This window comes from Flavobacteriales bacterium (genome assembly GCA_021296215.1).
In the GTDB taxonomy this organism is placed as follows: Bacteria; Bacteroidota; Bacteroidia; order Flavobacteriales; family ECT2AJA-044; genus ECT2AJA-044.
Genome location: JAGWBA010000002.1, coordinates 1 through 25398 on the forward strand (window position 1 = coordinate 1; position 25398 = coordinate 25398).

The window sequence follows — 25398 nt, forward strand, 5'->3', positions numbered from 1 at the left end:
TTTCTTTCATCGGAAAAAAGCCCCGCAGGGATTTGAAAAAAAATATCGGATTTCGCTTGGTTTATACATAGGAATCTGGGTCCCCCTTCCGGCCACAGGCCAAAAGAAACAATACGATCGATATGGCGGCCCACTTATTCACGGACAGGCAAAGGCTGATTTATCGTGGCTTATCGATTCGAACCCATTACCGGCATCCATATCCGCGAATCGGGTTTCGATGTTTTCTTCGAGGCAAATGCGGTATTCGGAATTTTGCAAAGCCTGCCGATCATTAATTCCCGGAGGTAGGACCCCGTCGTACACGATATCGGGTGTTTCAACTCCGAATTTCCATAAGAACAGCCGCCCAAAATCGTGACTGAGTGCGGGGAACAAATGGTCGTTTCGAAGTTCGTTATTCACCATTCGAACCCCCGTGGATAAGGGTTGTAGCGCGAATCTTCTTCGTATTTGCGATTGATCATCTGTGCGCTTCCAGCATTTGAATCCTCATTGTCGTTATCACCTGTAAGCTCACTAACCAACGCATAGCTGATGATCGCCGCACCGACGGTTTTGTTCCCCGTGATCGTATTATCATGCACGTGAACATCTTCCGTTGCCAAGAACATAAATCCGGTTCCAGGAGGAACCGCCGCGACGATATTTCTTTTCGGCGCAAAGTTTTTGCGGTTGTTGTTAATGACTTCGTTGTCCCATGCTTCGATGTCTTTACCGTATTGAGTGAGTCCAGGCAGATCAAAGATCAGAATTCCGCCCGTGTTGTCGTAGGCTTTATTATTGTGGATCTTAACCCAGCGGGAGTTCTCTGACTCGATTCCGGCCACGTTTTGGTACGCGATATTGTAGCGAATGATCACCGAATCGGACTGCCCTACATACATACCGGCATCACTGGCACCCATCGCTTCGCACTCCTCAATAAGAACGTGCTTGCACTGGACCGGATAAAAACCATATGCGCCGTTATTTTCGTCGATGGCGCCTGTCCAGGCCACCTTTACTCGACGAAAGGTGGTTTGATCTGTATCCATGACTTTGATATTGTCTCCAGCCGCATCTTCAATGGTAAAATCCTCGAGGGTGATGTTGGTTCCATTAACGATCTTAAGTCCCTCAGCCCCTTCCGATTGTTCTGCGAAACTCAGTACTGATTGATCTATCCCAGCCCCTCTCACCGTTACGTGATCGACCCCGTCGAGAATTAAGGAGCGATCGAAGTGAAAGTGTCCGGCGGGGATTTCGATCACCGCACTATCCTTCGCCATCAAGAACTCCAATTCGAGACTTTCCGCATCCCCTGTGAATTGGCGGCTAGGGTCGTATGAGTCGGTACAGGAATAAAGAGTGGCTACTGACAGGATCAACCACAGTAGTTTACGCATAGAGATAGGGTTGGGTACAAATTAAAATATTCTTTCCTAGTTCTGCCTGCCCAACAGTCGAAAACTAAAATTATCGCGACGCTCTAGCATAAGGTCGAACACGATGGTTGTGTTTTCTTGAGAACGTTCGGTACAAAACCGGTCGTCGAAGCCTTGACCGCGCAAGTACTCCTCGTGCACCTCGCGAACACCGCGTGCGCGCAGTGCCGAGAGAATTCGGTAATTTCGGCTCAGGTGTACCTGAACGGTTCTTTTCTGGGCACTGCGCGCACGCCGTGAATCATTGTGGTAAGCATTTCGGCAATGATCATCACAAAACCTTTTGTCCACACGGCCCGATAAGGGCTCGTTACAGTTTTTACAATTCAATTGTTCCATACTGCAATTTGAAACCTCCTAGGGACACAAAAAGAGCCAAGGGCCAGTATGGGAGTACAATGAATAAATAAGTCCGATAGTGACTTAATAACGTGCTTAGGTGATCAAAGACCTGCGAACTTCTTTATACGCATCCCAATTAAATTGCTCCAAGAAGGCAATAGCCCCACGAGCCCCTGCTAGGAATAGCTCTCGCTTTTCAGAGTCGCTCATGTTGAAGTTCAGCCAATGAAACTTTTGATCTACGTCTAGCCTACAGATCAGGTGGCTATAGTCTTCGTTTCGCAATAAAAAATCGAGGTCGTGGATTTGCCTCATGGTACTGACCATAGCTCCTAAGAACGGAAATAGCTCCTTAGTATTCCCGAAAGCCTGACGGTACTGGGAAAGCCTCACCCCAAAGGTAGGTCGGCGCGGAACTGAGTTTTTTCGGTGGAATACATTTATCGGGAAGTTGCTCAGCATACCGCCATCAACCATTTCGACTTGTTTAGGAATTGGGCCTTTGTAGCGCGCATGTTCCCACCAAAGCTCTTCGGCCGCAACCCCTTGTGGGATTTCAGCAAACCGAACCGGTTCAAAAAAGAAAGGTACCGACATACTCGCCCGAACCCAGCGTGCCGGACTTTCCCGTTCTGGGTCGTGAACATAGAGTCCGCTCATTGCGGGAAACTGAACCTTGGTCTTAGTGGTTACGTCGGAGGCGATAACGACCCATCGAGGATTAGATTGAATGGGCCTGAATTGCGTTCGCGGAACCCGGCGGGATTTACCCTTTTCTCGGTCAAGTCTTTAGTGGTCCTGATATTCTGCTTTTCGAGAATTTTCTCGAGCCATTTATTGAAAACTACTCCTGGGTTCATTCCAAGTTTCGTGCGCAGCAGTCCGAGGATCATTAAACCTTGAAAGATCAGGCGTCGTTTAGCTCGGCCGTCCTTTCCTTCAATCAGATATTGAATGGTCTTTTTTATTTTGGGGTTTCCGTCGACGAAGTCGAAAAGGTTTTGTTGCGAAAGCGCTTCAAGGGCCACTACACTCTTGGGATCTTCGAGTTTTCCAATACTGGCCATCATGAGCGTATTGATAGCATCGGCCGATGTCCCGGTCAGGTCGTAAAACCGTATTCCGGCTTCTTCCATGATATGAGTGTAGCCCAGAAGTGCGATTCCTAGCACCCCTCCCCCCCCTCTTGAACTAGATCGGCATATTGGTATCCGGCATCGTCGACCACATAGGAATAGATTCGATTCGGATCGGCTTTGATGGCACGCGCTTTTTCGATGAGCTCTCGAACTGGTGGGTGGTTCAGAAAGAAATCTGCTGAAATGGAGGTATCTGGCATAATGGAGAGATTATTCCTTGAAAATAGGAAAAAACCTCTATTCCTTATACTATGCGCGTACCGTTTTCTGCCCAGTGATCAACATTAAGCAATGCTACGCCTGAGTCGGTAATAGCCCCAAGTACGAGAACGTCACTCAGGACAGGACCAATTTGTTTAGGAGCGAAATTGACCACTGCAGCTATTTTTCGGCCCGCGAGGGCCTTAATATCATAGCGATCCGTGATCTGCGCACTGGAGCGTTTAATGCCCAGCGGTCCAAAATCAATTTTAAGCTTGTAGGCGGGTTTTCGCGCTTCGGGAAAGGGTTCGGCCTCTATGATGGTACCGACACGGATATCAACTTTTTCGAAGTCGTTCCAATCAATCGACTGGCTCAAAACACGACCCCTATTTCGAGTGACAACATTCGGTTCTCGGCGTCACCTTCAACAAACATGGTATTGATTCCTTGATCGTAGGTGACATCAAGGGTAAGGAACCACAGATCGATTCCCATTCCCGCTTGCCACGACCAAATATTGTTATTGAAGTCTTCGATGTTCCAGGCTTCCGGGTCAATGGGGTCCGATTCTAACTTGACCACACGCGTCCAAGCAGGTCCACCATTGATGCGCAATTTGAAGAGATCGCCATGAACGAGGTTCACACCCAGGCGCGCGGGCACTTGGATGGATTGAACGTCGAGGGTGAAATTCGCTGGACCAAGTGTGTCGGAGCCGAGAACGACAAGATCGCTCGACCAGCGCTTCCAATAGACGCCTGGGTAGAAATAGGCCCTATTTCCGAATCGGAAAGACACCCCAAGGTCCGTTCCCACACGTGCCTCACTCTTGTCGATGATTTCATCAGTGGTGAGTCGGGATAGAGTGAGGCCAGCCTGCGGCTGGATTTTCACCTGGGCCACTCCGGGTAAAGCCAGGAGGAACAAGAGAAATAATAGCGCTATTTTCTTCATAGACAGTGGTCTAGATTATATTAAGACCGGTTTTCGCTTCCAAAGTTCGCGTAATTCTGGAGGAATATCGATCAACTCGTCGCCGAACTCGTCGAGCTCTTTCAAGGTCGCTACCGATAAATTTGAAACGAGTTCGTCGGCTGCATGTTCTCCCAAACAGTATGGAAATACTGAAAAGACCATATAGGGGCCTTGGCAATGAGCCATGATCTGATACTCGTGCATTTGATCGACCGGTGTACCATTTACAACGCAATGATCGAGCCAAAAGCGATAATCCAAATCGAATTTCCGGATCATTTTGGCCCGATGCTCAACGGGGCGCACACGTTCCAGAAAGAAGCGTTCCATGTACTGCATGGAATCACTACTTATTCCGCCTCTCGATTTTTCAATGCAATCAAAGCAGATGGTGTATTCATAAATAGTGTCTCCGGGTTTCAGAGCCTTTTCAATCATATACTCACGATTCGACTCGAGTAATTCGGCATGGCAACGCGAACACTTATCGAATGGTGCTTCTTCCTCGAAGGGATAAAACAATCGAGGGACAGGTATATATGGGAAATCCGAGCGGATCATTTCCCTAAGATAAAAGAATTACTCTGACGCCATCGCGGTGTATCGCTGCACCTCATTTTCGATGGGGTCCAAACTCTTCAGATATTTGAAAATAGCGCGTAGATCATCTTCACTCATACCGGCATACATGGACCAAGGCATGGGTGTTTGAAAATCCTTCGAAAAGTCGATTCGCTCCAAATCTTGCCTATCGAAAGCCTTGAAGCACTGAACGAACTCGTCTACGGTCCAGTCTCCGATGCCCGTTTCATCTGGTGTAATATTCGATGAACGAGTGATTCCTGCGGGTAAATTAAACTCCATTCCGCCCACGAAACCCATTCCTTCGATGAATTGACCTTTGATAGATGGCGTGTGACAATCGTAGCAACCGGCGGCATTGGTCATGTATTCGCCGTAGGTAAGCTCATCGGTCGTAGAAGGTAATCTGGTTGGTTCACCATCGTGTGGAAGTGTACGCATAATCAGGTTCATGGGAAAATCGGCCTTGGAGGCCGGTATTTCAGAAGGGATGGCCTCTAGACTTCTCACATAGGCGATGATGGAATAAATGTCTTCCTGGTCCATTTTACCATAGTGTTCCCAAGGCATTATGGGAAAAAGCGGGGATCCATCGCGACTAACTCGAGCCGTAATAGCACGGTATAATTCACCATCGGTCTGAAGACTTACCCTTTTTCACACAGTGTTAAAATTAACAAAATGCTTTTCAAAAGAGCTAGCCCCTTTGAAAAAATCGTTTAAAATTTCCTTGGGGCTCTTCCCGCCCAATGATTTTGGGGATGGTTCTCATTGTAATCTTCCCTGAATAGTTGGGACTGTGTTCGTACTTCCTCTAGGTTCCTGAACAGATATGTCGTTCTACATATCCATTTTGTGACGGATTGCCCGGTTGGATATAGTTGATCCCAATGCCCTTGATCTCACAGAACCGGACAAAGATTCTCGACAGGAACTCAGGACCGTTATCTACCCGTACTTCCAATGGTCTCCCATAGATCTCTATAGCCTGTTTCAAATGGGAGACGACACGTATGGCCGGCATGGAGAAGTCGGGGGTAGTGCAAAGCGCCTGACGGTTATAGTCATCAATGATATTGAACACTCTGAAGCTGCGCCCGCTCATCAGACTGTCGGACATGAAATCCATACTCCGGACTTCCCTTGGCCCAGAGGGCTGCCTCAGGGGACTCTTTATTTTTTGCGACTCTTCCTGCGCATTGTAAGCCCGAGCAACCTGTATATCCTCAAGACCCTTTTCCTGTTCCATATAAAGCCCTGTTTGCGTATGCGGTGATAATAGTAGTCAAAACCACGATTGGGCTTGATCTCGCTCATCTCAATGAGCTTGTCAATGACCTCTGTGTCATCTTTACGCGACTTGTAATACCACATAGACCGACTCAAACTCACTATCTCACAAGCTCTGGTTACACTCAGACCTTCTTCCTTGACAACAGCTTGAGCAAGCTCTTTGCGCTCACAGGGCTCTAGGGCTTTTTTTTCGACGATATCCTTTAAAATCCTGTGATCTAAACTAAGGTCAGCATACATCTGCTTTAAACGACGGTTCTCTTTGTATGAAAAACAGGGAGGCCTTCAAAATGACCCATTCGAAATGACTTTAATCAGGGAGACAAAGAATTTCGACACTTTCACTAAAGAAAGCCCCATCAGAGAATCCACCACATTTTCAAACCATCCTAACTGTTCAATTATCCATCTTTTCATCATAATTTAAAATTAGTTGATTTTTAAATTGTATGAAAAACAGGGAAGCCTTCAGGTCCAGTTTCCGACTCCCGCTGGAGTGATATTCCTAGAATAGAAGTTTCCGGGAAACCCCGTCTCGGGGCCAAATCGTTCTCCTCCTAATCCTTCCGATCCGGGCACGGGCGGACCGGTCATTAAGTTCCAGTCGCGTGTTCCATGACAATCCATACACAGTGAGACATGATGTGCTAGGTACTCACCTCGTTCAAGGCGTTCATAGGTGATCTCAACAGTGATGTCCGGTGCATCTGATACCCTTGGAAAGGAAGTTCTGAGAAAGGTATAACCTCCAATGATCACGAGTACTAGAACCACGACGATTCCGATAAGTAGTTTTTTGAGCAGTTTCATAGGTTCGGGGTTTAGCGATGCATGAAGATAACAAAATCTCCTTATGTCCTGAATTTGAGATGCTTATAAGAGTATATTCCCATTAGCTGTTTATTAAACGTTTATAAACGTTTCTCAACCGAATAGAACAGATTCTTTGCTGCACCTTGCCTTTCGAACTAAAATAGAACAGCATGTCAAGTATTCGAAACCGGGTGCAGCTCATTGGAAATCTAGGTGCTGACCCTGAAATCAAAGAAATGGAAAGCGGTCGTAAAATGGCCAAATTCTCAGTCGCCACGAATGAGATCTATCGGAATCAAGCCGGGGATCTAGTCACTGAAACTCAATGGCATCGCTTGATCGCCTGGGGGCGGACAGCCGAAATTGCCGAAGAGTACCTCAAAAAAGGCAGTGAGGTCGCCGTTGATGGCAAGATCCAGACCCGAAGCTATGAGACCGAAGAGGGTGAGCAACGCTACGCCACAGAAATCGTAATTAACGAACTGGTCATGACCGGTCCGAAGAAAAAGGCCGGGTAAGAAGCAGAGTTCCATGAGGACGGAGAAAGGGGGCTTCGCTTTACGGAAGTTAAACCGCGCCGTACTGACGAGCCGAGCTGCGAAGACCCCTTTCTTCTTTTATTCTATTACCCACATATCGCTTTCGCTGATAAGCAAGGCCGGAAGCCGCGCATCGAGAATTGCCTTGTTAAGAGCGGCAACTTCGTTTTCGAAGAGATCGTAGAAAATCGTCAAGAACTTATCTACCTCCATAGTCAACTCGTTTGCCACGGCTCTCGCTTGATTCGTTGGCGGATAATTCCCGATTTGAGTGATCGCTCCAACGTGGCCTAACTTATTCGTCAGTTTGATCGGGTAATTCAACATGTCCTGATTGCTGGATAGTTTTACCTGATAAAGTGTTTCTTCCACTTCGGAAAGACCTTCTTTGAGCTCATTTAACCGAACCGAAATAGAGGAGTCCTCCTCTCCTGTTCTCGCCTCAACTGCAGCGATTTGCTCTTTGAGTGTTCTAATATTCCGGATCGCGACATGCGCCTCGCTCACTTTCCTGTTGATTTGCCAGCAAAACGCAAATTGCTCCACCAAAGCCTCATCACTGACCTCAGATCGAGGATCCGACAAGAGTGAAAAACATTCTTCAAAGCGCTCTCCATTCAAGTCCATCACGACTTTATAACTACCCGGAGGTGCCATTGGGCCATCCATTCCCGCAAACCACATCCACATACCTTCGAATTCCTCGACATCTGGATACCTCATATTCCAAATGAACCTCTGCCAGCCCGAGTTTTTACTGAGTTTATCCTGATCTTCTTCCGGGTGTGAACTGAAAGTCTTGATGACTTCTCCATCTTCCTCGACAAAGGTTAAAGTGAGGGTGTCCTCCTCCGAAAGTTCAGGAACGTAATAATCAACGAAAACACCTCCCGGTCTGTTCTTGCCCGAGGTTTTATTACCCCCGCCGTATCCCGACAACCTATAGGCATCAGACGGAGACAACAACATTGGAGCTTCAACCCCTTTACAATCATCATACAACGGGGAAATATCGTCGAGAATCCAGAAGCTCCTGCCTTGAGTGGCCGCAATAAGATCGTTCTCTTTAACTGCTAGATCGGTAATGGGCACAATGGGCAAATTGAGCTTTAGCGAGTCCCAATCGCCACCATCATTCGTTGAGCACCATACTGTTCTTTCAGTACCGGCGAATAGCAATCCGGGCTTTGCCGGTGCACAGCGAATCACTCGAGTAAAATCATCGCTAGGCAAATCTTCCGAAAGGAGAGCCCATTGTTTTCCGTAGTTGCTAACCTTGTAAAGCATAGGCCGGTAGTCGCCTAGCTTGTACCTCGTAACCGCTACATACACTACACCATCTTCCCAAGGACTTACTTCAAGGCTATTGATCATGCTCCATTCAGGCAGCTTGTTCGTGGTAACATTTTCCCATTGCACTCCATTATCTCTGCTCACGTGAAGCAATCCATCGTCAGAACCCGCCCAAATCAGTCCGGGCTCTCGGGCCGATTCCGTAGCGGCGAAAATGGTACAATAGTATTCTACTCCGGTATTGTCCTGAGTGATCGGCCCGCCTGAACTGACCATTCGAGCGCTGTCGTTCCGAGTGAGATCAGGACTGATTACCTCCCAGGATTGGCCGCCGTCAGTAGACCTGTGAACATGGTTCGACGTAGCGTAGAGTACGTTGGGGTCATGAGGAGAAATGAACACCGGAAAATTCCATTGGAACCGATACTTCATCGATTCAACTCCAGCCCCAAGCGGGTTGTCGGGCCATATATTGATTATGCGACTTTGATCGTTGGCATGGTTATACCTCGTTAAAAAGCCCCCATAGCTACCACCGTAAACGACTTCATTATTTCGTGGATCCGCGGCCAAATGGGCACTTTCACCACCAGCGGATTCCTCCCAATCTCGTTCTCCGATATTCCCACCATCTTTTCTGCTCAAGATCCGAATTGTGCTGTTGTCCTGCTGAGCTCCGTAGACTCTGTAAGGAAAATGTTCATCGGTTACCACTCTGTAGAATTGCGCGGTGGGCTGATTGTGATACGTGCTCCAGTTATCCCCGGCATCAAGAGTTACCTGTGCTCCTCCATCGTCAGCAATGACCATTCGATTCGGATCATTTGGGTTGATCCATAAATCGTGATGATCACCATGTGGTGCGCAGGAAGACCTGAAGGTCTTTCCTCCATCTTTGGAGTGATGATAGCTGACATTCATGATATAGATTTGGTCAGCATCGGTCGGATGCGTATAAATTCGTGAATAATACCATGCACGCTGTCTAAGCGAACGGTCCGAATTGGTGCGCCGCCATGATTTCCCACCATCATCACTTCTGAGCACTCCACCCTCGGGCGCTTCAACGATAGCGTACACGCGCTCAGGACGCGAAGGAGATGCGGCAACGCCAATAATGCCCAGCGGACCATTCGCAAAACCCGGATTGTCCGATAGCTTTTGCCAGGAATCTCCCCCATCGGTACTCTTCCAAAGGTCACTTCCGGGTCCGCCCGATATCAAAGAATACGGTGTTCTCCGAACATGCCAGGTACTGGCATAAAGCACTCTTGGATTAGTCGGATCCATGTAGAGATCAACAGCTCCGGCATCTTCGTTTGCAAAGAGCACCTTTTCCCACGTCTCTCCACCGTCTTTGGAACGATAAACCCCTCTATCCGGGGTACGCTTGAATAGATCGCCCAACACCGCCGCATATACCAGATTTGGATCTTTGGGGTGAATCCGAATTCGAGGAATATGGCATGAATTCGGGAGTCCAACGTGCTTCCAAGACTTACCGGCATCGGTTGATTTATAGACACCATAACCGTACGATACATTTCCACGAACGGTCACCTCTCCACCTCCGACATACATGACATTGGGGTCCCAATCGGATACCGCAATGGATCCTATGGATCCACCAAAATATCCGTCGGAGATATTGAACCAGGTTTGACCGGCATCGTCGGACTGCCATACTCCACCACCTGTACTTCCAAAGTAGAATCGATTGGGATCACTGGGATGCCCAACAACTGCGGCACTTCGACCACCGCGAAATGGCCCGATATTTCTCCACTCGAGTTCCGGGAAGTCATTGTGCTCGGGAGGATTAGGAATTTGAGCGTACGTGGCCTTCGTGCCGCAGGCACAAATCAATGCTAAGAGTAAATATTTGATCTTCATAGTGTCGGATTAGGAGTTGAAGCGGTACGATTGAACAATGTATTCGGCTATTTGGCCCGACCAGTCCTTCATGTTGGTTATCTCGACATATCGATTGATCTTATCAATTCCACCGATGTTCTTGGCGGTTTTGAGGACTTCGGTCGTCGGCTCATCACCCAAAGCCAAACCGATCCATATGGAACCGCGTTTCGGCAAGATCACCGCGAATTGTTTGGCTCCCAGCACCGAGACGTAGCCTTTGCATACGCCTAGTTTCACGGGCTGATCAATGGTATTCACGATCGTTTCGGAAAGATCATCGTAGAGCTTACGGCTTTCCGAGGTCTTATACTGCTCCTGTAAAAGGGCCTCGGGATTACCGTAAACTAATTTACCATCGTTAAAATAGATTTGTGTCAATACAAAGGCTTCGCCGTGCTTGACTCCGTGTTCTTGCTTGAGGAACCGAACGAAATCCATCTTCTTTTCGAGTCCGGCTGCAGCACAGATCGCCATCCAATCTTCAAGCGTTTTGCCGTACCTTTCGGGCAATTGCTCGATTATGATGGCTTCCATTTCACCGGGGGTTTGGGGTGCGGGCATAGGGCAATGAGTTCGAGTGAATTGGCAAAATAGGAATTATTTCGACGGAAGATTAGCCGTAAATCGACTGACGGCGTTTTGGGCATTGACCGAAACGGGGCTGGGTGGATTCTTGCATGCTTTTAGGCTTCCGTTTACGGGATTATTCGTAGGAGGATTGGCCATTCTCTGGATGGCGTTGATCGCCCGCTTTACCGTTAAACCGGCTAAGACCATACTAACATCAGGCGCTCTGGTACTCGTTCTAAAAGAAGTATTATCGCCACAGAGCCCTCCCACGGCGTATTTCGCGGTCGGAATCCAAATCCTACTGGGTGCCCTATTCTTCCTTGGCAAGAGGTGGCTCGGCCCAAAAACCCTGGTTTTGACCGTACTAACCGTTTTACTTTCTGCGATTCAAAAGGTGATCATTCTGACCCTTCTGTTCGGAAATACGCTATGGCAATCGATCGATGTTCTCGGAGCACAGATCACCGCGCAAATGAGCGGTCTCTTACCCAAAATAAGCGCATCATCGTGGCTCATTGGACTATTCTTTGGTTTTTACGCCCTTGGAGGTTTGCTTATCGGGATGCTAAACAGTGCCTTGGTAGAACACGATTTCACCTATCGACGGCCACCGCAAACCTTGACCGATACCACCTCTAGCAACAAGAAGAGTAAAATCCGGATAAGTCCAATAGTGTGGTTCGCGTTGGCTGCTTTGTTGATCGTGGCAGCGCAGGGCTATTTCTTAAACTCCTGGGCCCTCGCGTTTAGCAGTCTGGCCAGAGCACTACTCATCACGGCTTTGTGGTTCGCCGTTTTACTTCCTATTCTGCGCCTCTCGGCGCGAAGGAGAAGTTCGGATTGGCAGGAGCGCTATAGAGATACCCTTTCGAGTATCCGTCAATTCATTCCGATACTGCGCGCGCTGCTTACCGAAGCGCGAAAGGTCGCCAAAGCGGCTCCCAATAGGAAATTGCGTACTTTTTTTACCGTATGGCTCGAATACGCCTTGAGTTATGATATCGAACATCATTCTGCTGACGGGACCGATTATCAGCGGCAAAACGACTAAGCTGGGAGAGGTTTTGGCCCTACGGACCGATGTACGGGGATTCCTAACTCCTGACTTAGACCGTGGACGCGAGGTACACATCCTGCCGCAAGGCAGTAAAGAACCCGTAGCGATGCAAGCCGTTGAACCCGGCAACGACACCCTATCGGTTGGGCGGTATCATTTTTACACAGCGGCCTTTGATTCCATGAAGAGAGAGTTGCTATCCATGGCCAAAGAACCGGCGCTTTGGAATGTAATTGACGAACTCGGAAAGCTCGAACTGCGTGATAAAGGATTATGCCCCGAGATCGAAGAGGTCATCGACAAATGGAAAAAGCCCGGAAAGGCCGGGCATTTACTGATAGTCGTTCGGGACGAGTTACTTGAATCTGCCGTGGCGAAATTCGGACTCGACCAGGCGACAGTAATTCAAAAAGACGATGTTGAGCTTTTGTTTTAAATGCTCACTACACCCGCATCGATGTTGTTCTGCTTTAAGATTCGACGCGTGAATTGCATGCTTCCGTGCGGCACGAACACCTTGAATTGAGAGTTTTTAATGTGAGCCATTGTGGCCAACAACTTCCACTTACTTACCAATTCATCCTTTTTGTCGGTTTTTTGAGCGATCTCAAAATAGTACTTGCTGCCGTTGCGGCGCGCAGTAACATCCGGAATGAGCTCACTTTCGTCGTTTTGCTGAATGAATTTTGTCGGTGTCTCGTAATCTGGATGATCGGCCTTGATATTCTCGTATCCGCGATTTTCGAGATGTGTTACGATCGATTCCAGCAACTCTTTTACCGTTTCTGGGTTTTCGATGGTTTGGATCATATAGAATTGGGTATTGAGTGCTACGAATCTGTTAAGATAAGATTAATTCTCTAAATGGCAAGATTCGCCCGTTTTAGCGACCTTTGATGCCCCAAAGAAAGGGCATGTACGAGATTTCATTAAACGCAAGGCTAACACTACTGATATCCGGTACACTAACAGTCATGGCTGGTGCTACCGAGGCTCCGTCGCTGCCTTTGATCGCGGAGACCTACGCCCACTTACCTAACATCGACATACTTACTAAACTAGTCCTCACCCTACCAGCACTTGTCATCGCAGTTTCAGGCCCGTTCATTGGACGATTGATCGATCGTTTTGGAAGGGTACGGTTCCTGATCATTGGTTTCACGGCCTACGGTCTCAGTGGCGTTTCGGCATTCTTTTTAACGAACCTTTACAGTATTATCGTCGGGCGTGCGATACTCGGAATGGCAGTTGCCATTATCATGACTGTTACAAACACGCTCATCGGAGATTTGTTTCATCTCGACATCCGCAGCAAATTTCTCGGACTTCAAGGGGTTTTCATGGCCATGGGAGGCTTCGTTTTCGTTGGAACGAGTGGCTTTTTGGCAGACTTGAATTGGGGTATCCGTTTCTGATCTATCTACTCGCGCTAACCGTAATTCCCTTGGCCCTGACCTCCTTACCCGAACCCAATAAGAACGAACGCGAAGCCCCGACCAATAAATATCGACCAACGGCCAGGCAATACATGATCTTTGGATTGGCCTTTATCGGAATGCTGCTCTTTTACATGGTTCCTGTACAAATTCCATTTCTTCTACGCGAAATGGGTGTCGAACGAAACGCACTTTCGGGCGTTGCCATTGCCACCACTACCCTCTTCGGTGTCTTTACAAGCAGTCGATATTCCAAGATCCTACAGCGGCTCACCTTCGCTCAGATCTATGTTTTCATCTTCACTTTTGGGGGCATCGGGTATGGTTTGGCGGCAATTACCGAATCTTACGCCCTTCTGATCGCCGCCATGGCTATCACAGGATTAGCTTTCGGAACACTTATGCCAAACACCAACATGTGGCTCATTTCGGAAAGCAAACCATTTAACCGAGGACGCATCATCGGGATCCTCACATTATCGTTCTTTTCGGGGCAGTTCTTTAGCCCAATCGTGTTAAGGCCTATCGCCCTCTCGGGCCGATTATCAACTGCGTTCGGTGTAGCAGCTGTATTCATGTTTGTTTTGGCCGCCGTTTTGCAACTGACCTACGTAAGAAAAACCCCAACTGATCTTTTTTAGTGGTTGATGAACACGGTTTTGGTATTGACGAAGGCTAGTATTCCTTCTTTCGATAGTTCCCGTCCATAACCCGATGATTTCACTCCTCCAAAAGGTAGTCGGGGATCGCTTTTCACCATTTCATTGATGAAAACATCTCCTTCTTCTAACTTAGGGATGATCGACCCAGCCCAAGCCATGTTTTGTGTGCAGAGAGTAATCCCAAGTCCAAAAGTGCAGTGTCTGGCTTTACGAATCATCTCTTCTTCATCCTTAAATACAGAAATGGCAGCAACCGGGCCAAAAGTCTCTTCGCTCCACAAACTCGTTCCTTCTTCTACTCCAGATACGATCGTGGACTCCAAGTAGGCCTGACTTCTTCCACCTCCAACTCTAAACTGGCCCCGGCGTGCAAAGAGCGCCTCACTTGGTCTTCGAGCTCTTCGGCAAGATCGACCCTCGCCAAAGGTTCTATTTGACACGATTCGGACATTGGGTCCCCGGATTTGAGTGACTTGAAAGCCGATTTGAGCCGTTCAGTAAATTCCTCGATCCTGTTTTCGTGAATCAGAAATCGATTAGCCAATACAGCTTTGTCCGCTGTTCAGAATGCGCGCATTCACCGCAATATCCATAACACCGTCTAGATTCGCATCTTCACATACGATAAACGGATTACTCCCTCCCAACTCCATCAGCGATGGTTTCAGGTACTTTCCAGCTAATGCGGCAACAGCAGATCCGGCTGCTTCAGAACCGGTTAGTGAAACTCCCTTACACCTGGGGGCACTTAATACCTCATCAACACGACTGCCCGGAATGATCAATGACGTGAATGCGCCCTGTTCAAACCCGGCCGATTCAAAAAGCTCCTGGATGGCAAATGAGCAACCGCTGACATTACTCGCATGCTTCAATAGGGCCGTATTTCCGGCCATCAGGGTGGGCCCAGCAAATCGAAATACCTGCCAAAGAGGAAAGTTCCACGGCATTACCGCTAAGATCACGCCGAGTGGTTCGTAGCGCACAAAACTCTCCGATGCATCGGTCTTGACTTCTCTGTCCCCCAAGAACTCCTTCACGTTTTCAGCGTAATACCGGCATACCCACGCACATTTATTTACTTCAGCCACAGACTGTAAAATGGGTTTGCCCATTTCTCTTGTCATGAACTCTGCCAAACCACTACTGCGCTCTTCCAGGAGTTCAGCCAATCGAAGCATTGCTTTGGCGCGTTCTTCAAACGACAATAGCCTGTAACGTTCAAAGGCCTTACTTGCTCTTTCCATCGCGTCCTGAACTTCTTCCTTAGAATGCGTCTCATAGGTGCCAAGTATCGTCAGGTTATATGGATTAATGCTCTTCGGCATTACTTCGGGCACGGGTGTTCAGTAAATAATAGCTTGCTGGTGTCGTATCCCAAAGACTCGGCTTTTGCCTTTAATTCGGACACTATCGACTCGGAAAGTTGTGGATTACGACTCAATATCCAGAGGTACTTTCGATCTTTAGCACCGACCATCGCATACTGGTACCCCTCATCCAGGGCAATTACATTGTAGTCTCCCTTGAAAGGCCAAAAGAACTGAACCTTGAGCGACGCGTTGTTCGATCCTTCAACGGGGAACGCCTTACCTTTCGCATTCACTTTTTTATTCTTGGTGGTGTTCCAACATTCGTTCAGGACGGAGATATAGCCTTCTTTAACTTCGTACTGCGCCGTTGTGCATGTACAATTCTTTTGAAACGTATTGGGCAACCTTGCAATTTCGTACCAAAGCCCGGCATATCGCTTAACATCGACCTTGTCGACAGTGGCCAATGGTTCCGAAGAACCACAACCAAATAGGGCAAATGCCATACTGGTCAAAACAATTAATGTCTTCCTCATTTCACCGGTTCAACGGCTTCCACGGGCTTGAAGTTCACTCCACTCGCCCATTCGAAGACGGGTTTCCATTCGGCATTCAACCAATCATTGAAATCGTCCCGCGTTTTTCCAACGTGGTTCTCAGCTCTCCGTATGGCTTTATAAGCCGCAGCATCCGGTCTTCCTTGGGTGGTTTCAATAAGCCCCCAAGCGTCGTACATGATATCTTCGAGATCTTCCGGCGGATCCACAGATTCTTCGCGATCGTCTTCGTATTGAACCCATTGTTGCATAAAATTTAAACTGTCCTTCGCTGAATTCAAGCTCGTTTTCAAACTATCCAGTTCGTCGCTGAGTGCAGTGTCTTTATTCGCGCTGATCTCATCTTCAAAGTGCCCAATGAGCTTTTCGACATCAGTCATTCGATCGTTGAGCTCAACCAACACACCGAACAGATCAAGGTATTCATCAACTACTTCTGCGTGTACCGTGTAGTCTTCCATGGAATAACTCAATCGAGGGTCCGCCTCAACGGTAATTCTCGCCGAATCGGTCCAGTCGTCATAACCAACAACGAGCACGTAATCGCCGGGCAATACCTGCGAGGTACCCGGTTCATTGGGTTTCGTGGGCTTCGGCCTTCTCAAAGAGCGAACACCTTTTCGATCCCCGAACCAATAGTCTCTATTGAACCCGAATTCCCCGGGCGTCCAGTACAGAGTGCGAACCTGCTCGGAATTATCATTAAAGATCCTAACTGTCACCGTATCCGGTTTATCAACAGTATCGTTAAGTATGTAAGATATCCGCCCTAATTCATAGCGATTCTGTCCCATGTAATGCGCATCCGCCGCGAATCGCGTGCCTGCTGCCTCAAGAAATTCCGCGTGGTAGAATGTCGGTGCGTCGAATACCCGTAGCGAGGTCTCTAACAACTCTTCTCCTTAGGAAGCTAACGCCCTCAACGGGCGGATGTCATCAACCACGTACGCTGCACGTCCAAAGGTGCCAAGTACCAAGTCCCCTTCCCGCTCCTGCAGTGTAATGTCAGCCACTTGAACATTTGGAATGTCGTGTGTCCAATGGTGCCATTTCTTTCCACTATTCAAACTGAAATACAATCCGTTTTCGGACCCCAACCACATAAGCTTCGGTTCAACAGGATCTTGATAAAAACTCATAACGTACCCGCCTTATTAACTTCGAGATCGACCATGGACTTCCAGGACTTCCCATAATTCGTGGTCACGTACAGGTACGGCTTCCAATCGTTCCGACGATAATCGTTAACCACCAAGTAGGCGGTTCCAGGGTCGTAGCGACTCGCTTTTATTTGAGGCATCCAGGCTCCTTCTTTTAGTCCGGGAATATTGCTTTCAACTGACCTCCAAGATTCTCCTCCATCCTGAGTAATATGAACCCTGCCATCATCGGTTGAAACCCAGATCAAATCCTTCTTCAAAGTACTGGGCTCTATGGCCAAGATGCAAGTGTGGTTCTCAGCTCCCGTAACATCGTAGGTCAAGCCACCGCTTTCACCGTACTTCTGTTTTTCGGGGTCGTTGGAGGTTAAATCTGGCGAAATGACTTCCCAATTCGCACCTTTCGAAGTGCTTTTATGAACGAATTGACTCCCGAAATAAACCGTTGATGGTTCAAAAGGGTCAACGGCTATTGCCGCATTCCAATGAAATCGCAATTGAATGGAGTTGTCATCCGTCGGGCGGATACTCCGTGTTTCTCCTGACTCAGTATCGACATGACCCACGTAGCCCTCCTGACTCATGGCGTATACATACCGGTTATCGGTTGGTTCAGGCACAACATCGAATCCATCACCGAAATACAGCTCTTGCCAATAAGCATTTCTGATCCCTCCCGATTTCCAGACATAGGCAGGCCCTTTCCACGATCCGTTATCCTGCATGCCGCCATATACGTTATATGGAACATCCTTATCGACGTTGATGTGATAATATTGGGCCAAAGGAAGATTTTCAACGAATCGCCATGAGTTACCACCATCTCGTGTAATGGCCATACCTCCATCATTTCCATTGATCATGAATTTCGGGTCGTCGGGGTGAATGTACCAGGCGGGATGATCGGGATGTACACCTGCTCCCCGGTAAGGGAGTATCACATCAAAGTTCTTACCGCTGTCTTCCGATTTCGTGACTACGCTGTACAAATTGAAAATCCTGTTCTCGTTGGAGGGATCCACGTACAGGTCGGCATAGTAGAAGGGCCTATTTCCGATGTTCTTTTCGCTGACCAGCCTCCGGGTAAACCCCCCGTCATTGCTCCTGTACAGGCCGTTCGTTTCTGCCTCGACCAAGGCGTATACCACCTGTGGCTTTCCGGGAGCGATCGCCAGTCCGATACGACCAAGCTCACCTTTCGGTAGTCCGTTTTCATTGGTCCGTTCCTCCCAAGTTTTTCCGCCGTCGTAGGTCACGTGCAGACCACTGCCGGCTCCACCCGATTTGAAGAACCACGGCCATCTCTTGAATTGCCACAATGCGACGACTAGTTTATTGGGGTTCGTTGGGTCCATGACCATGTCGGCGACGCCGGTTGAATCATTCACATATAAGATTCGATCCCATGACTCGCCTCCGTCGATGGTTTTATATATCCCGCGTTCATTCGACTCACCCCATGCCCGGCCCTGCACACCGACATATACCACATCTTCATTTCGCGGGTCAATAATAATCCGGTGGATATTCCTCGCATTGGGCAGTCCCATGAATTGCCAGTTTTTTCCGCCATCCATGGATTTAAAGAGTCCTCGGCCGGAGCTTTGTGAATTTCTGGGATTTCCTTCACCGGTTCCTACCCATACGACTTCTTGATTCGAGGGCGCTATCGCTACTGCCCCAATACTCAAGGATGCTTGATCGTCGAAGATCGGATTCCGGTCTACTCCTCCACTGGTCGATTTCCAGAGTCCGCCCGAGGCAGTTCCTATATAGATCGTACTCGGGTCGTTACGAACGACATCAATAGTCGTAACACGACCGCTCATACCGGGCGGACCTATACTCCGGACGCTCATGTTTTCGAGTTGATCCGTCAGTGACGTATCCTTCGATTGCGCACAAAGTAGCATTCCGCCCGCGAGGGCGATACTCAATAAAATATGTTTCGTACTAAACGTTTAATTCTTGTCGGCGATCTTGAACTCCGTACGTCGGTTTAGAGCGCGACCATCGGGGTTGTCAGAGCCATCTTCCTTGCGGTTCGGAGCAACGGGCATGGATTCTCCATATCCCATAGCTTCGAGTCGCTCAAGACTGATGCCATTGGCGATCAGGTAATCGACCACGGCTTGCGCACGTCGCTGTGACAACTTTTGGTTGTACGCGTCGGTACCGATGGCATCGGTATGACCACCGATCTCGATCCGAATGGCCGGATAGGCATTCAAAATGTTGATCAAGCTATCGAGTGTTATGTTCGACTCTGGACGAAGTGTCGCCTTATCGAAGTCAAAGTACACATTGGCTAGTTTGAACGCCCATGGATAGATCAAAAGGTCGTCGTTCGTTAAGGTCGTGGTTGCTTCATAATCCGAAACATCACCAGATCGAACACTCGTACTATCGGCACTGAAGAATGGTTTACTTGAATAGACGAGGTAGGATTGATTTAATCCAACTTCGAATTCATAATGCCCTTCTTCGTCGGTGTACATCGATTGAAGCGTATCTCCGGATATACTGTCCACCAGGAAGACTTCCGCGCTATCAATAGCAGCGAGTGTATTCTTTTCCAGCATCTTACCGTCTACGAATAAATGGAATCGCTCGTACTCGAATAATTCCAGGCAGCATCCCGCCTCACGATCGGTAGAGAGGTAGAAATGATCTTCATGGTGACCCTTGGTAAAGTAGGCGTCGTCTGCCGTTGAGTTGATTGGAAAACCGAGGTTTTGAACATCTGATCCTTGGAGATTTGCAATGAAAATATCGAGACCTCCATAGCCCGGATGACCGTCTGATGAGAAGTAGAGCTTAGCATCGGATACATAGGGAGTCACTTCGTCTTTAGAGGTGTTGATGCTACCTCCTACCGATTGAGGTGCTCCTGAAGTGCTTCCGTCATCGCTCAACGATACCTTGTATATATCCATTCCACCAGCTCCGCCCGCTCTATCCGAAGCAAAGTACAACGTGCTTCCATCTGATGTTACGAATGGGTATAGATCGCGGGATTCTTCGGTTGTAATTCCTTCAAGAATGGTTATTTCCTCATCATCGACGTTCATGAAGGCTATTTTATATAGCTTTTTGTCGTCGAGCGTAGACCACGTATTGAAGTAGTAGCGTTTTTTGGCGTTGGAATAAGAAACACCGGCATATTGCTGTTTTTCTTTTTCATCGCTCAACACGGCTACCGCACCGGAGTCTGATGTCGTTTGTATGGTTTGGAGGTAAACATTGAACTTTTTGCTCAAATCTCGAGTCGTGGTGAACATAAATTGACCGTCATCGAGCATTGTGGCACCGTAATTTGAAGATCCGCCTTCGTTCACTCCGGGTTCACTCACCTTACTGATCTTGACGAATTCAGGGTGTTCTTTTCCTTCGATGGCCAGTTCTACACTTGCCAATTGAAATTCAGCATCGGCAGAGCTCGAGAAGGAAGAATCCTCCAACACCCTTTCGAACTGCGTCTTGGCCGAGTCTAGTGATTCTTGTGCTCTGAGGCATACGCCGTAGCAGAATCTGTTCTCAGGAGTGTCACCTCCGTCCAATTCAAAGGCCATCTCGTAATATGCGGCCGCGTTATTGTAATCGAAATGAAAGCGGTACGATGTCGCTGCTTGATTAGTCGCGTACAGCTTTTGAACCTTGCTGAGCTTCCCTCCTAAGGCGATGGTATTCTGATAGGGGTATCGAACAGGTAATAATGACTTGTCACCAGTAGCCGCTGCAGAATAGAATTGGGCGGCAATATCATAGTCTTTGTCTTCAAAGGCGTCATCTCCGTAATCGATATAGGCCGACTGACCCATAGACGTCATGCCCACCGCGAAAACGAGAATCGTAAAGAGTATAACTTTTTTCATAGGACAGATTATAATCGTGGGCAAACAGGTTTAGCATCGATCTCAGAGCCCGGAAGAATGTAGGTGATCGTAAGCTCGAATGATCGTTTGTTTTTATTGATGTCATTGATATCACCAACAGCCAAGTCGTAGCTCGCTCCAACAGAGAAACTCTTCCAATCAAATCCGATGTATGGAATAATGGACTCGTCCAAACGGTGCGCAAGTCCTGCGGCTAAAGCAAAATCAGGAGTAAACGCAAAGTGACCATTTACACCGACCATGTTACTGTTGGCCGGACCTTGGTACAACACTTGAACATGAGGATTCAAGCTAAATCGCTCACCCAACTGAAATCGAGCCCCAAAATGGGTATAGATCTTCAAGGGCAATCTATCTTCCGCCGTACCGAGGGAAGCGTCGGGTTGTAGGTAGTTGAGCACTGCTACACCGGCAAATGGCGCGATCTTTTGGCCGGGCTTACCCATAAACCAAAGTGCACCTAGGTGCATGTTCAGTACAGTGTTGGAATTATCGTCGAGATTTTCCCCAGCGGAATTCCCAGGATCGAATCCGGTTCCCGGAATATACTGAGAGCCGAAAGTTGCTTCTGTTAGGTCGATTTGGTGGCTCATGATGCCAATTTGGGCTCCACCAACCAGGTGGTGCCCTCCTTCGTTCTCTCCGATTATGTCATAACTCACTCCGGCCATGGCGTCTAATCGCTCATAACCTACAACTCCGGCCGTTTGCCGCACCAAATGTCCGCTGAGCCCCCACTTGCTCCCTAATCTGCCATCGACTCCTAATCCAAAGGTTTCGTAAGCATCGGGGATTTGAGACCATTGATCGCGGTAGACAGCACCGACTCGTAGCCGACCGGCAAACTGACCAGCTAGTGCCGGATTAGTGATCAAGGGAGTATTGTAATACTGAGAAAAATGCGGATCCTGAGCCGATACCCGCAGTGCAAGACCCAGAATGGTAAGTACGAGTAAAGATCTTTTCATGGGTTCGGTTTTAGCGGATCAGTGTAACGGTTCCTTGCTCCTGATAAACATTTTCCAGAGCATCGGTCAATGAAGCCTGGAATATATATACCCCGCCGGGTTGTTGCACTCCTTTCCAGGTTCCATCCCAACCTTCGCTGATGTCGGAGGTTCGGAATACTTCATCACCATACTGATTGAAAATGATGAATTCTTGTAGCTCAACATATTCACCGTAGACATAAAGAACATCATTGTTGTTATCACCGTTCGGGGTAAAACTATTTGGCATAAATATTTCGGGTACTTCGAAAACCTCAACAACGGCATATAAGGAGAAGGTCGCAGTACATCCGTCTGAGGTCGTCACTGTCAAGGTCACATTATAAAATCCCGCGTTTGAGTAGGTGTGCATGGCGTTCTCGGTTGAAGCGCCCGATCCATCTCCAAAATCCCAGGTCCAGGATACGACGTTTCCACTGCTGTTCGCTTCAAAAAGGTACGTATCGACCGAGCTTCCGGGATATGCACTATCCTGAGCCGTAGCCGTTGGTGACGCGCTAGGCAAATCGTAGACATTTACCGTAGTGCTGACGGTAGTGCTGTCGCATTCCGGGTAGAGATAATTAAAGATGGTAAAACTAATAGTACTGTCAGAGCTAGGTGTAAACGTAAAACTGCTCTTGTTCATCACTTGTCCGTTTACTATAACTCGGTGGATACTTGGGAAATATCCACTCAAAACAACCGTGACATGACCACCAGAGCACACGTCATATGTAGGGGGCACAGAAATATTCAAAGGACCACAATCGATGGTCGCGCATGTCTTGTCTCCAGATTCCTTTCCGGGAGGACATCCATTGGTTCCGTCCAAGGCTCTTACCCTGAGCATTTGCTGCGTGTTTTGAGCCAAGCCGCTCACTATATGGCTTGTGGGCGGAGTATTGGCCGCAATCCATGTTGCTCCCCCATCGAGACTCACCTCATAACCAGTTGCACCTGCAACCGGGTCCCATGTAAAGGTGACCGAGTTCGGTGAAAGGTCCGCACATATATGGTTGTTGGGAGACAGTAATTGTTGATAAACGGTTATATCCACCGGAACACGACCTTCGTCATCACAGGCTATGCTATTCAATTCGATGTCTGCGTACACCACCATTGATGTTTGAGGGTTAAACGTTACGCTTGACCCTATACCGATCAACGTTCCACCCACTGAATCGGTCCACCACTGCACCTCGAAGCCGGGGACATTACTAGAGCCTGTTAAAGTAACTGACTGATTGTAACAAACCGAAAAGCTCGTGGTATTCACCGTGGGCGTTATGACACCATCTACGTTGATCACGACCACTTCCGCTCGGATGGGGTTCACACAGTTTCCAATACTGGTTTGCGCAAAAAAACTGGTCGCCCCAAGGGGAATAGAAGGCAATGTATACGTCATCCCTGAAGCGAGTAAATTACCCCCAGAAGCAGCGTCGTACCAAGTAATCTGTCCTACGTTGTGCTTGATGGTGGCACTCATGGCCACTACATCACCAGAACATGCATAAATGGTGTCCATCGAGGCTCCTACTGTTGGTACGTTTGCCACTGTGGTCTGAACGGAAGTACGCGCACTGGCGATTCCATTCAATTCTGCCTGAACGTAAAACACCGTTCCTACGCTCAATGGCGCAGTAACGAATGTCGCTCCGGTACTTAGTTGATTCCCAGCCGTAGGTGCATCCCACCAACTAAAGGTGACGCCTACCTGCGGGCTCGCAGCAGTGAGTGTAGCGCTTGTTCCAATACAAACCGTTTGGGGAGATGCAGTTGGAGGTTGGGTTTGCGCAAAAGTAATCGCGACGATGAATATCGCCGCTAGAGAGAATAGTGCTTTTTTCATACTCCTTCAGTTAGCAGTGCCTTATTCAAAGATAGAAATCTTTCCTCAGCACCCCACAGGGTATAAAAGAAAATAGGAGCTCATCCAAAAAACTAGATTAGCTCCTATTCATTAGGTTTCAGCACCGTAGCGTCTGATGTTCCTCTTGAGATAACTTCAGTTCATACCACTGTCATTTCTCGAGATTAAATATACGTTTTTTCTTAAACCCTTGATGTCGAGAGGGTTCGTACTTATTAACAAGATTTGAACATCGGTTATCCACAATTGTGAAGAACTATGATCCTATTAATCCTTTTAGTTGCTCGTTCTCCATCATTGAACGGTAATCGATTTTTCGAATGAGTTGAGCGAGTTTATCGGGCTCTATTTCTCCTGTTAAACGCGCTAACATAAAAGAATCGCTTTGTTCCATAAGTGCGATCACTTCATTAAGGCGGTTCGAATTACCTTGTTTTACTTTAAGGCTAAAGCGCATTTTACCGTCATTCATCATGAAAATGTCTTCGTAACGCTCCGGACTCAGGCAGGTGTGTAATTCAGTCAAGTACTCTTCGAATAACTCCGGAGCTTCTTCGAACCTTTCGTATCGAAGAACTACAAGGTTATTCAGCTTATTGAGTGCTTCTGCACTCTCCGGATCAACCTCGGCATTCTCCTGGATTTGAATGATGTCTGCTGGCACCGTGAAGCTTGCGAAGCCTTCTCGATTCTCATGATCGACAATGTACCGTTGTACACTCGGATTGGTAGAACAAGCGCCAAAGGCCATGGTCGAAACAACGACCATGGCCACTAGGCGAAAAAACTTATTGATTCGATCAGTCTTCATCGTCATGATCTTCCAATTCCTGTAGGTTCTCAAGCCCATCGATGTTCATTTTACTCGACATTCGAGCAAGCTGATTGAGATCGATATTACCGGTGATGGAGATCACAACGGTTTCATGATCGTCATTCACGAGCATTAAAAACTCGCTTACCATCTTCCCTTCTTCCTGGATCAACATCAGAACGGTTTGATCCCCGTCCTTGACGACCATCAGTTCTTTGTACTGCTTGATCGGCAACGTGCTGCTCGCATCTTTGTAGAAATCCTGAGCGCGTCGAGGATGTAGTGAATCCGAATCCACGGTCAGAATCTTCATCCTTTCGATCGATGAGGCCATTTCAGTGAATTCCTTCATTTCCTCATCCGTGTCTAGATCTGCAAAAAGCTGAAACATATACTGGGTAATGTGAATGCTCGTATAGCCATCCTTTCCGGAGTACTTTTCGAACAGTTTGTCGGAGGCGGTTTGACCGAATACCATCGGGGCCATAAATAGAGCCACCGCCACAATCATTGCTTTCTTCATTATATTCAAGTGTTTATGTTA

The 25398-nt window shown here is 47.9% G+C and carries 29 protein-coding genes and 1 pseudogene; 5 read left to right on the forward strand and 25 right to left on the reverse strand.

What is annotated here, in order from left to right:
* Positions 1 to 138: 138 nt before the first annotated feature.
* From J4F31_00365 to J4F31_00420, 12 genes are all read right to left on the reverse strand, one after another.
* A complete protein-coding gene (locus tag J4F31_00365; protein ID MCE2495034.1) occupies positions 139 to 408 on the reverse strand; it encodes a hypothetical protein in 270 nt (89 codons plus the stop codon).
* Positions 402 to 1388 (reverse strand): right-handed parallel beta-helix repeat-containing protein, encoded by a 987-nt coding sequence (locus tag J4F31_00370; protein MCE2495035.1) that lies wholly within the window; start codon positions 1386 to 1388, stop codon positions 402 to 404. Before J4F31_00370 ends, J4F31_00365 begins: the two co-directional genes overlap by 7 nt.
* Before the next feature lie 36 nt (positions 1389 to 1424).
* Positions 1425 to 1766: a hypothetical protein gene (locus J4F31_00375; GenBank protein ID MCE2495036.1), complete on the reverse strand. Its 342-nt coding sequence runs from the start codon at positions 1764 to 1766 to the stop codon at positions 1425 to 1427.
* Between the two features lie 96 nt (positions 1767 to 1862).
* Positions 1863 to 2429 carry a patatin-like phospholipase family protein gene (locus J4F31_00380; protein MCE2495037.1) on the reverse strand — a complete coding sequence of 189 codons (567 nt, stop codon included), beginning with the start codon at positions 2427 to 2429 and terminating at the stop codon, positions 1863 to 1865.
* Positions 2430 to 2458: 29 nt separating this feature from the next.
* Complete coding sequence (locus tag J4F31_00385) at positions 2459 to 2941, reverse strand: patatin-like phospholipase family protein (protein ID MCE2495038.1); 483 nt, start codon at positions 2939 to 2941, stop codon at positions 2459 to 2461.
* Positions 2935 to 3108: a hypothetical protein gene (locus J4F31_00390; protein ID MCE2495039.1), complete on the reverse strand. Its 174-nt coding sequence runs from the start codon at positions 3106 to 3108 to the stop codon at positions 2935 to 2937. The genes J4F31_00385 and J4F31_00390 overlap by 7 nt, the downstream gene beginning before the upstream one ends.
* Positions 3109 to 3152: 44 nt before the next feature.
* Complete coding sequence (locus tag J4F31_00395; GenBank protein MCE2495040.1) at positions 3153 to 3488, reverse strand: tRNA-binding protein; 336 nt, start codon at positions 3486 to 3488, stop codon at positions 3153 to 3155.
* The gene (locus J4F31_00400; GenBank protein MCE2495041.1) at positions 3485 to 4066 is read right to left on the reverse strand and encodes an outer membrane beta-barrel protein; all 582 of its coding nucleotides are present in this window, start codon (positions 4064 to 4066) and stop codon (positions 3485 to 3487) included. The genes J4F31_00395 and J4F31_00400 overlap by 4 nt, the downstream gene beginning before the upstream one ends.
* A 15-nt stretch (positions 4067 to 4081) precedes the next feature.
* Positions 4082 to 4648, reverse strand: coding sequence for a hypothetical protein (locus J4F31_00405; GenBank protein MCE2495042.1), 567 nt, complete (start codon positions 4646 to 4648; stop codon positions 4082 to 4084).
* A gap of 18 nt (positions 4649 to 4666) precedes the next feature.
* The gene (locus J4F31_00410) at positions 4667 to 5215 is read right to left on the reverse strand and encodes a c-type cytochrome (GenBank protein ID MCE2495043.1); all 549 of its coding nucleotides are present in this window, start codon (positions 5213 to 5215) and stop codon (positions 4667 to 4669) included.
* Positions 5216 to 5483: 268 nt separating this feature from the next.
* Positions 5484 to 5918, reverse strand: coding sequence for a transposase family protein (locus tag J4F31_00415; GenBank protein MCE2495044.1), 435 nt, complete (start codon positions 5916 to 5918; stop codon positions 5484 to 5486).
* A gap of 512 nt (positions 5919 to 6430) precedes the next feature.
* The gene (locus tag J4F31_00420) at positions 6431 to 6772 is read right to left on the reverse strand and encodes a hypothetical protein (protein ID MCE2495045.1); all 342 of its coding nucleotides are present in this window, start codon (positions 6770 to 6772) and stop codon (positions 6431 to 6433) included.
* Positions 6773 to 6945: 173 nt separating this feature from the next.
* On the opposite strand from J4F31_00420, the gene ssb reads away from it, so the two are divergent.
* The gene (ssb, locus tag J4F31_00425) at positions 6946 to 7293 is read left to right on the forward strand and encodes a single-stranded DNA-binding protein (protein MCE2495046.1); all 348 of its coding nucleotides are present in this window, start codon (positions 6946 to 6948) and stop codon (positions 7291 to 7293) included.
* 99 nt (positions 7294 to 7392) lie between these two features.
* Here ssb and J4F31_00430 read toward each other — a convergent pair whose 3' ends face one another.
* Complete coding sequence (locus J4F31_00430; protein MCE2495047.1) at positions 7393 to 10500, reverse strand: glycosyl hydrolase; 3108 nt, start codon at positions 10498 to 10500, stop codon at positions 7393 to 7395.
* Between the two features lie 9 nt (positions 10501 to 10509).
* A complete protein-coding gene (locus J4F31_00435) occupies positions 10510 to 11058 on the reverse strand; it encodes a DUF4287 domain-containing protein (protein MCE2495048.1) in 549 nt (182 codons plus the stop codon).
* A 43-nt stretch (positions 11059 to 11101) separates the two neighbouring features.
* On the opposite strand from J4F31_00435, the gene J4F31_00440 reads away from it, so the two are divergent.
* Positions 11102 to 12145, forward strand: coding sequence for a hypothetical protein (locus J4F31_00440; protein MCE2495049.1), 1044 nt, complete (start codon positions 11102 to 11104; stop codon positions 12143 to 12145).
* The gene (locus tag J4F31_00445; protein MCE2495050.1) at positions 12090 to 12587 is read left to right on the forward strand and encodes a hypothetical protein; all 498 of its coding nucleotides are present in this window, start codon (positions 12090 to 12092) and stop codon (positions 12585 to 12587) included. The genes J4F31_00440 and J4F31_00445 overlap by 56 nt, the downstream gene beginning before the upstream one ends.
* Here J4F31_00445 and J4F31_00450 read toward each other — a convergent pair.
* The gene (locus J4F31_00450) at positions 12584 to 12961 is read right to left on the reverse strand and encodes a hypothetical protein (protein ID MCE2495051.1); all 378 of its coding nucleotides are present in this window, start codon (positions 12959 to 12961) and stop codon (positions 12584 to 12586) included. The genes J4F31_00445 and J4F31_00450 overlap by 4 nt on opposite strands.
* 164 nt (positions 12962 to 13125) lie before the next feature.
* Here J4F31_00450 and J4F31_00455 point away from each other — a divergent pair, with 164 nt between their 5' ends.
* The gene (locus tag J4F31_00455; GenBank protein MCE2495052.1) at positions 13126 to 13566 is read left to right on the forward strand and encodes an MFS transporter; all 441 of its coding nucleotides are present in this window, start codon (positions 13126 to 13128) and stop codon (positions 13564 to 13566) included.
* Positions 13567 to 13595: 29 nt separating this feature from the next.
* Positions 13596 to 14228 carry a hypothetical protein gene (locus J4F31_00460; protein ID MCE2495053.1) on the forward strand — a complete coding sequence of 211 codons (633 nt, stop codon included), beginning with the start codon at positions 13596 to 13598 and terminating at the stop codon, positions 14226 to 14228.
* Here J4F31_00460 and J4F31_00465 read toward each other — a convergent pair.
* From J4F31_00465 to J4F31_00510, 10 genes and pseudogenes are all read right to left on the reverse strand, one after another.
* Positions 14225 to 15577 (reverse strand): annotated as a pseudogene (locus J4F31_00465) (NAD-dependent succinate-semialdehyde dehydrogenase). The gene J4F31_00460 and the pseudogene J4F31_00465 sit on opposite strands and share 4 nt — an antisense overlap.
* On the reverse strand, positions 15577 to 16098 hold the full coding sequence (locus J4F31_00470; protein ID MCE2495054.1) for a lipocalin family protein: 522 nt from the start codon (positions 16096 to 16098) through the stop codon (positions 15577 to 15579). Before J4F31_00470 ends, J4F31_00465 begins: the two are co-directional and overlap by 1 nt.
* Positions 16095 to 17012: a hypothetical protein gene (locus J4F31_00475; GenBank protein ID MCE2495055.1), complete on the reverse strand. Its 918-nt coding sequence runs from the start codon at positions 17010 to 17012 to the stop codon at positions 16095 to 16097. The genes J4F31_00470 and J4F31_00475 overlap by 4 nt, the downstream gene beginning before the upstream one ends.
* Positions 17013 to 17021: 9 nt before the next feature.
* Positions 17022 to 17258, reverse strand: coding sequence for a hypothetical protein (locus J4F31_00480; protein MCE2495056.1), 237 nt, complete (start codon positions 17256 to 17258; stop codon positions 17022 to 17024).
* Positions 17255 to 19216, reverse strand: a complete 1962-nt coding sequence (locus J4F31_00485; protein MCE2495057.1) for a hypothetical protein — start codon at positions 19214 to 19216, stop codon at positions 17255 to 17257. The genes J4F31_00480 and J4F31_00485 overlap by 4 nt, the downstream gene beginning before the upstream one ends.
* A gap of 24 nt (positions 19217 to 19240) precedes the next feature.
* Positions 19241 to 21154, reverse strand: coding sequence for an OmpA family protein (locus J4F31_00490; protein MCE2495058.1), 1914 nt, complete (start codon positions 21152 to 21154; stop codon positions 19241 to 19243).
* An 8-nt stretch (positions 21155 to 21162) separates the two neighbouring features.
* Positions 21163 to 22143, reverse strand: coding sequence for a PorP/SprF family type IX secretion system membrane protein (locus tag J4F31_00495; GenBank protein MCE2495059.1), 981 nt, complete (start codon positions 22141 to 22143; stop codon positions 21163 to 21165).
* A gap of 10 nt (positions 22144 to 22153) precedes the next feature.
* Positions 22154 to 24019: a gliding motility-associated C-terminal domain-containing protein gene (locus tag J4F31_00500; protein ID MCE2495060.1), complete on the reverse strand. Its 1866-nt coding sequence runs from the start codon at positions 24017 to 24019 to the stop codon at positions 22154 to 22156.
* A 277-nt stretch (positions 24020 to 24296) separates the two neighbouring features.
* On the reverse strand, positions 24297 to 24857 hold the full coding sequence (locus J4F31_00505) for a DUF4252 domain-containing protein (protein MCE2495061.1): 561 nt from the start codon (positions 24855 to 24857) through the stop codon (positions 24297 to 24299).
* Positions 24841 to 25377 carry a DUF4252 domain-containing protein gene (locus J4F31_00510; protein MCE2495062.1) on the reverse strand — a complete coding sequence of 179 codons (537 nt, stop codon included), beginning with the start codon at positions 25375 to 25377 and terminating at the stop codon, positions 24841 to 24843. The genes J4F31_00505 and J4F31_00510 overlap by 17 nt, the downstream gene beginning before the upstream one ends.
* Positions 25378 to 25398 lie beyond the last annotated feature (21 nt).

Excerpts from the sequence above, each read along its gene's own strand:
- J4F31_00370 (MCE2495035.1), bottom strand. The coding sequence starts at position 1,388 with ATGCGTAAACTACTGTGGTTGATCCTGTCAGTAGCCACTCTTTATTCC.
- J4F31_00415 (MCE2495044.1), bottom strand. The coding sequence starts at position 5,918 with ATGGAACAGGAAAAGGGTCTTGAGGATATACAGGTTGCTCGGGCTTAC.
- J4F31_00405 (MCE2495042.1), bottom strand. The coding sequence starts at position 4,648 with ATGATCCGCTCGGATTTCCCATATATACCTGTCCCTCGATTGTTTTAT.
- J4F31_00375 (MCE2495036.1), bottom strand. The coding sequence starts at position 1,766 with ATGGAACAATTGAATTGTAAAAACTGTAACGAGCCCTTATCGGGCCGT.
- J4F31_00430 (MCE2495047.1), bottom strand. The coding sequence starts at position 10,500 with ATGAAGATCAAATATTTACTCTTAGCATTGATTTGTGCCTGCGGCACG.
- J4F31_00380 (MCE2495037.1), bottom strand. The coding sequence starts at position 2,429 with ATGAGCGGACTCTATGTTCACGACCCAGAACGGGAAAGTCCGGCACGC.
- J4F31_00420 (MCE2495045.1), bottom strand. The coding sequence starts at position 6,772 with ATGAAACTGCTCAAAAAACTACTTATCGGAATCGTCGTGGTTCTAGTA.
- J4F31_00495 (MCE2495059.1), bottom strand. The coding sequence starts at position 22,143 with ATGAAAAGATCTTTACTCGTACTTACCATTCTGGGTCTTGCACTGCGG.
- J4F31_00455 (MCE2495052.1), top strand. The coding sequence starts at position 13,126 with ATGGCTGGTGCTACCGAGGCTCCGTCGCTGCCTTTGATCGCGGAGACC.
- J4F31_00480 (MCE2495056.1), bottom strand. The coding sequence starts at position 17,258 with ATGAGTTTTTATCAAGATCCTGTTGAACCGAAGCTTATGTGGTTGGGG.
- ssb (MCE2495046.1), top strand. The coding sequence starts at position 6,946 with ATGTCAAGTATTCGAAACCGGGTGCAGCTCATTGGAAATCTAGGTGCT.
- J4F31_00365 (MCE2495034.1), bottom strand. The coding sequence starts at position 408 with ATGGTGAATAACGAACTTCGAAACGACCATTTGTTCCCCGCACTCAGT.
- J4F31_00490 (MCE2495058.1), bottom strand. The coding sequence starts at position 21,154 with ATGAAAAAAGTTATACTCTTTACGATTCTCGTTTTCGCGGTGGGCATG.
- J4F31_00505 (MCE2495061.1), bottom strand. The coding sequence starts at position 24,857 with ATGACGATGAAGACTGATCGAATCAATAAGTTTTTTCGCCTAGTGGCC.
- J4F31_00435 (MCE2495048.1), bottom strand. The coding sequence starts at position 11,058 with ATGGAAGCCATCATAATCGAGCAATTGCCCGAAAGGTACGGCAAAACG.
- J4F31_00500 (MCE2495060.1), bottom strand. The coding sequence starts at position 24,019 with ATGAAAAAAGCACTATTCTCTCTAGCGGCGATATTCATCGTCGCGATT.
- J4F31_00400 (MCE2495041.1), bottom strand. The coding sequence starts at position 4,066 with ATGAAGAAAATAGCGCTATTATTTCTCTTGTTCCTCCTGGCTTTACCC.
- J4F31_00390 (MCE2495039.1), bottom strand. The coding sequence starts at position 3,108 with ATGCCAGATACCTCCATTTCAGCAGATTTCTTTCTGAACCACCCACCA.
- J4F31_00410 (MCE2495043.1), bottom strand. The coding sequence starts at position 5,215 with ATGGACCAGGAAGACATTTATTCCATCATCGCCTATGTGAGAAGTCTA.
- J4F31_00470 (MCE2495054.1), bottom strand. The coding sequence starts at position 16,098 with ATGAGGAAGACATTAATTGTTTTGACCAGTATGGCATTTGCCCTATTT.
- J4F31_00510 (MCE2495062.1), bottom strand. The coding sequence starts at position 25,377 with ATGAAGAAAGCAATGATTGTGGCGGTGGCTCTATTTATGGCCCCGATG.
- J4F31_00445 (MCE2495050.1), top strand. The coding sequence starts at position 12,090 with ATGATATCGAACATCATTCTGCTGACGGGACCGATTATCAGCGGCAAA.
- J4F31_00450 (MCE2495051.1), bottom strand. The coding sequence starts at position 12,961 with ATGATCCAAACCATCGAAAACCCAGAAACGGTAAAAGAGTTGCTGGAA.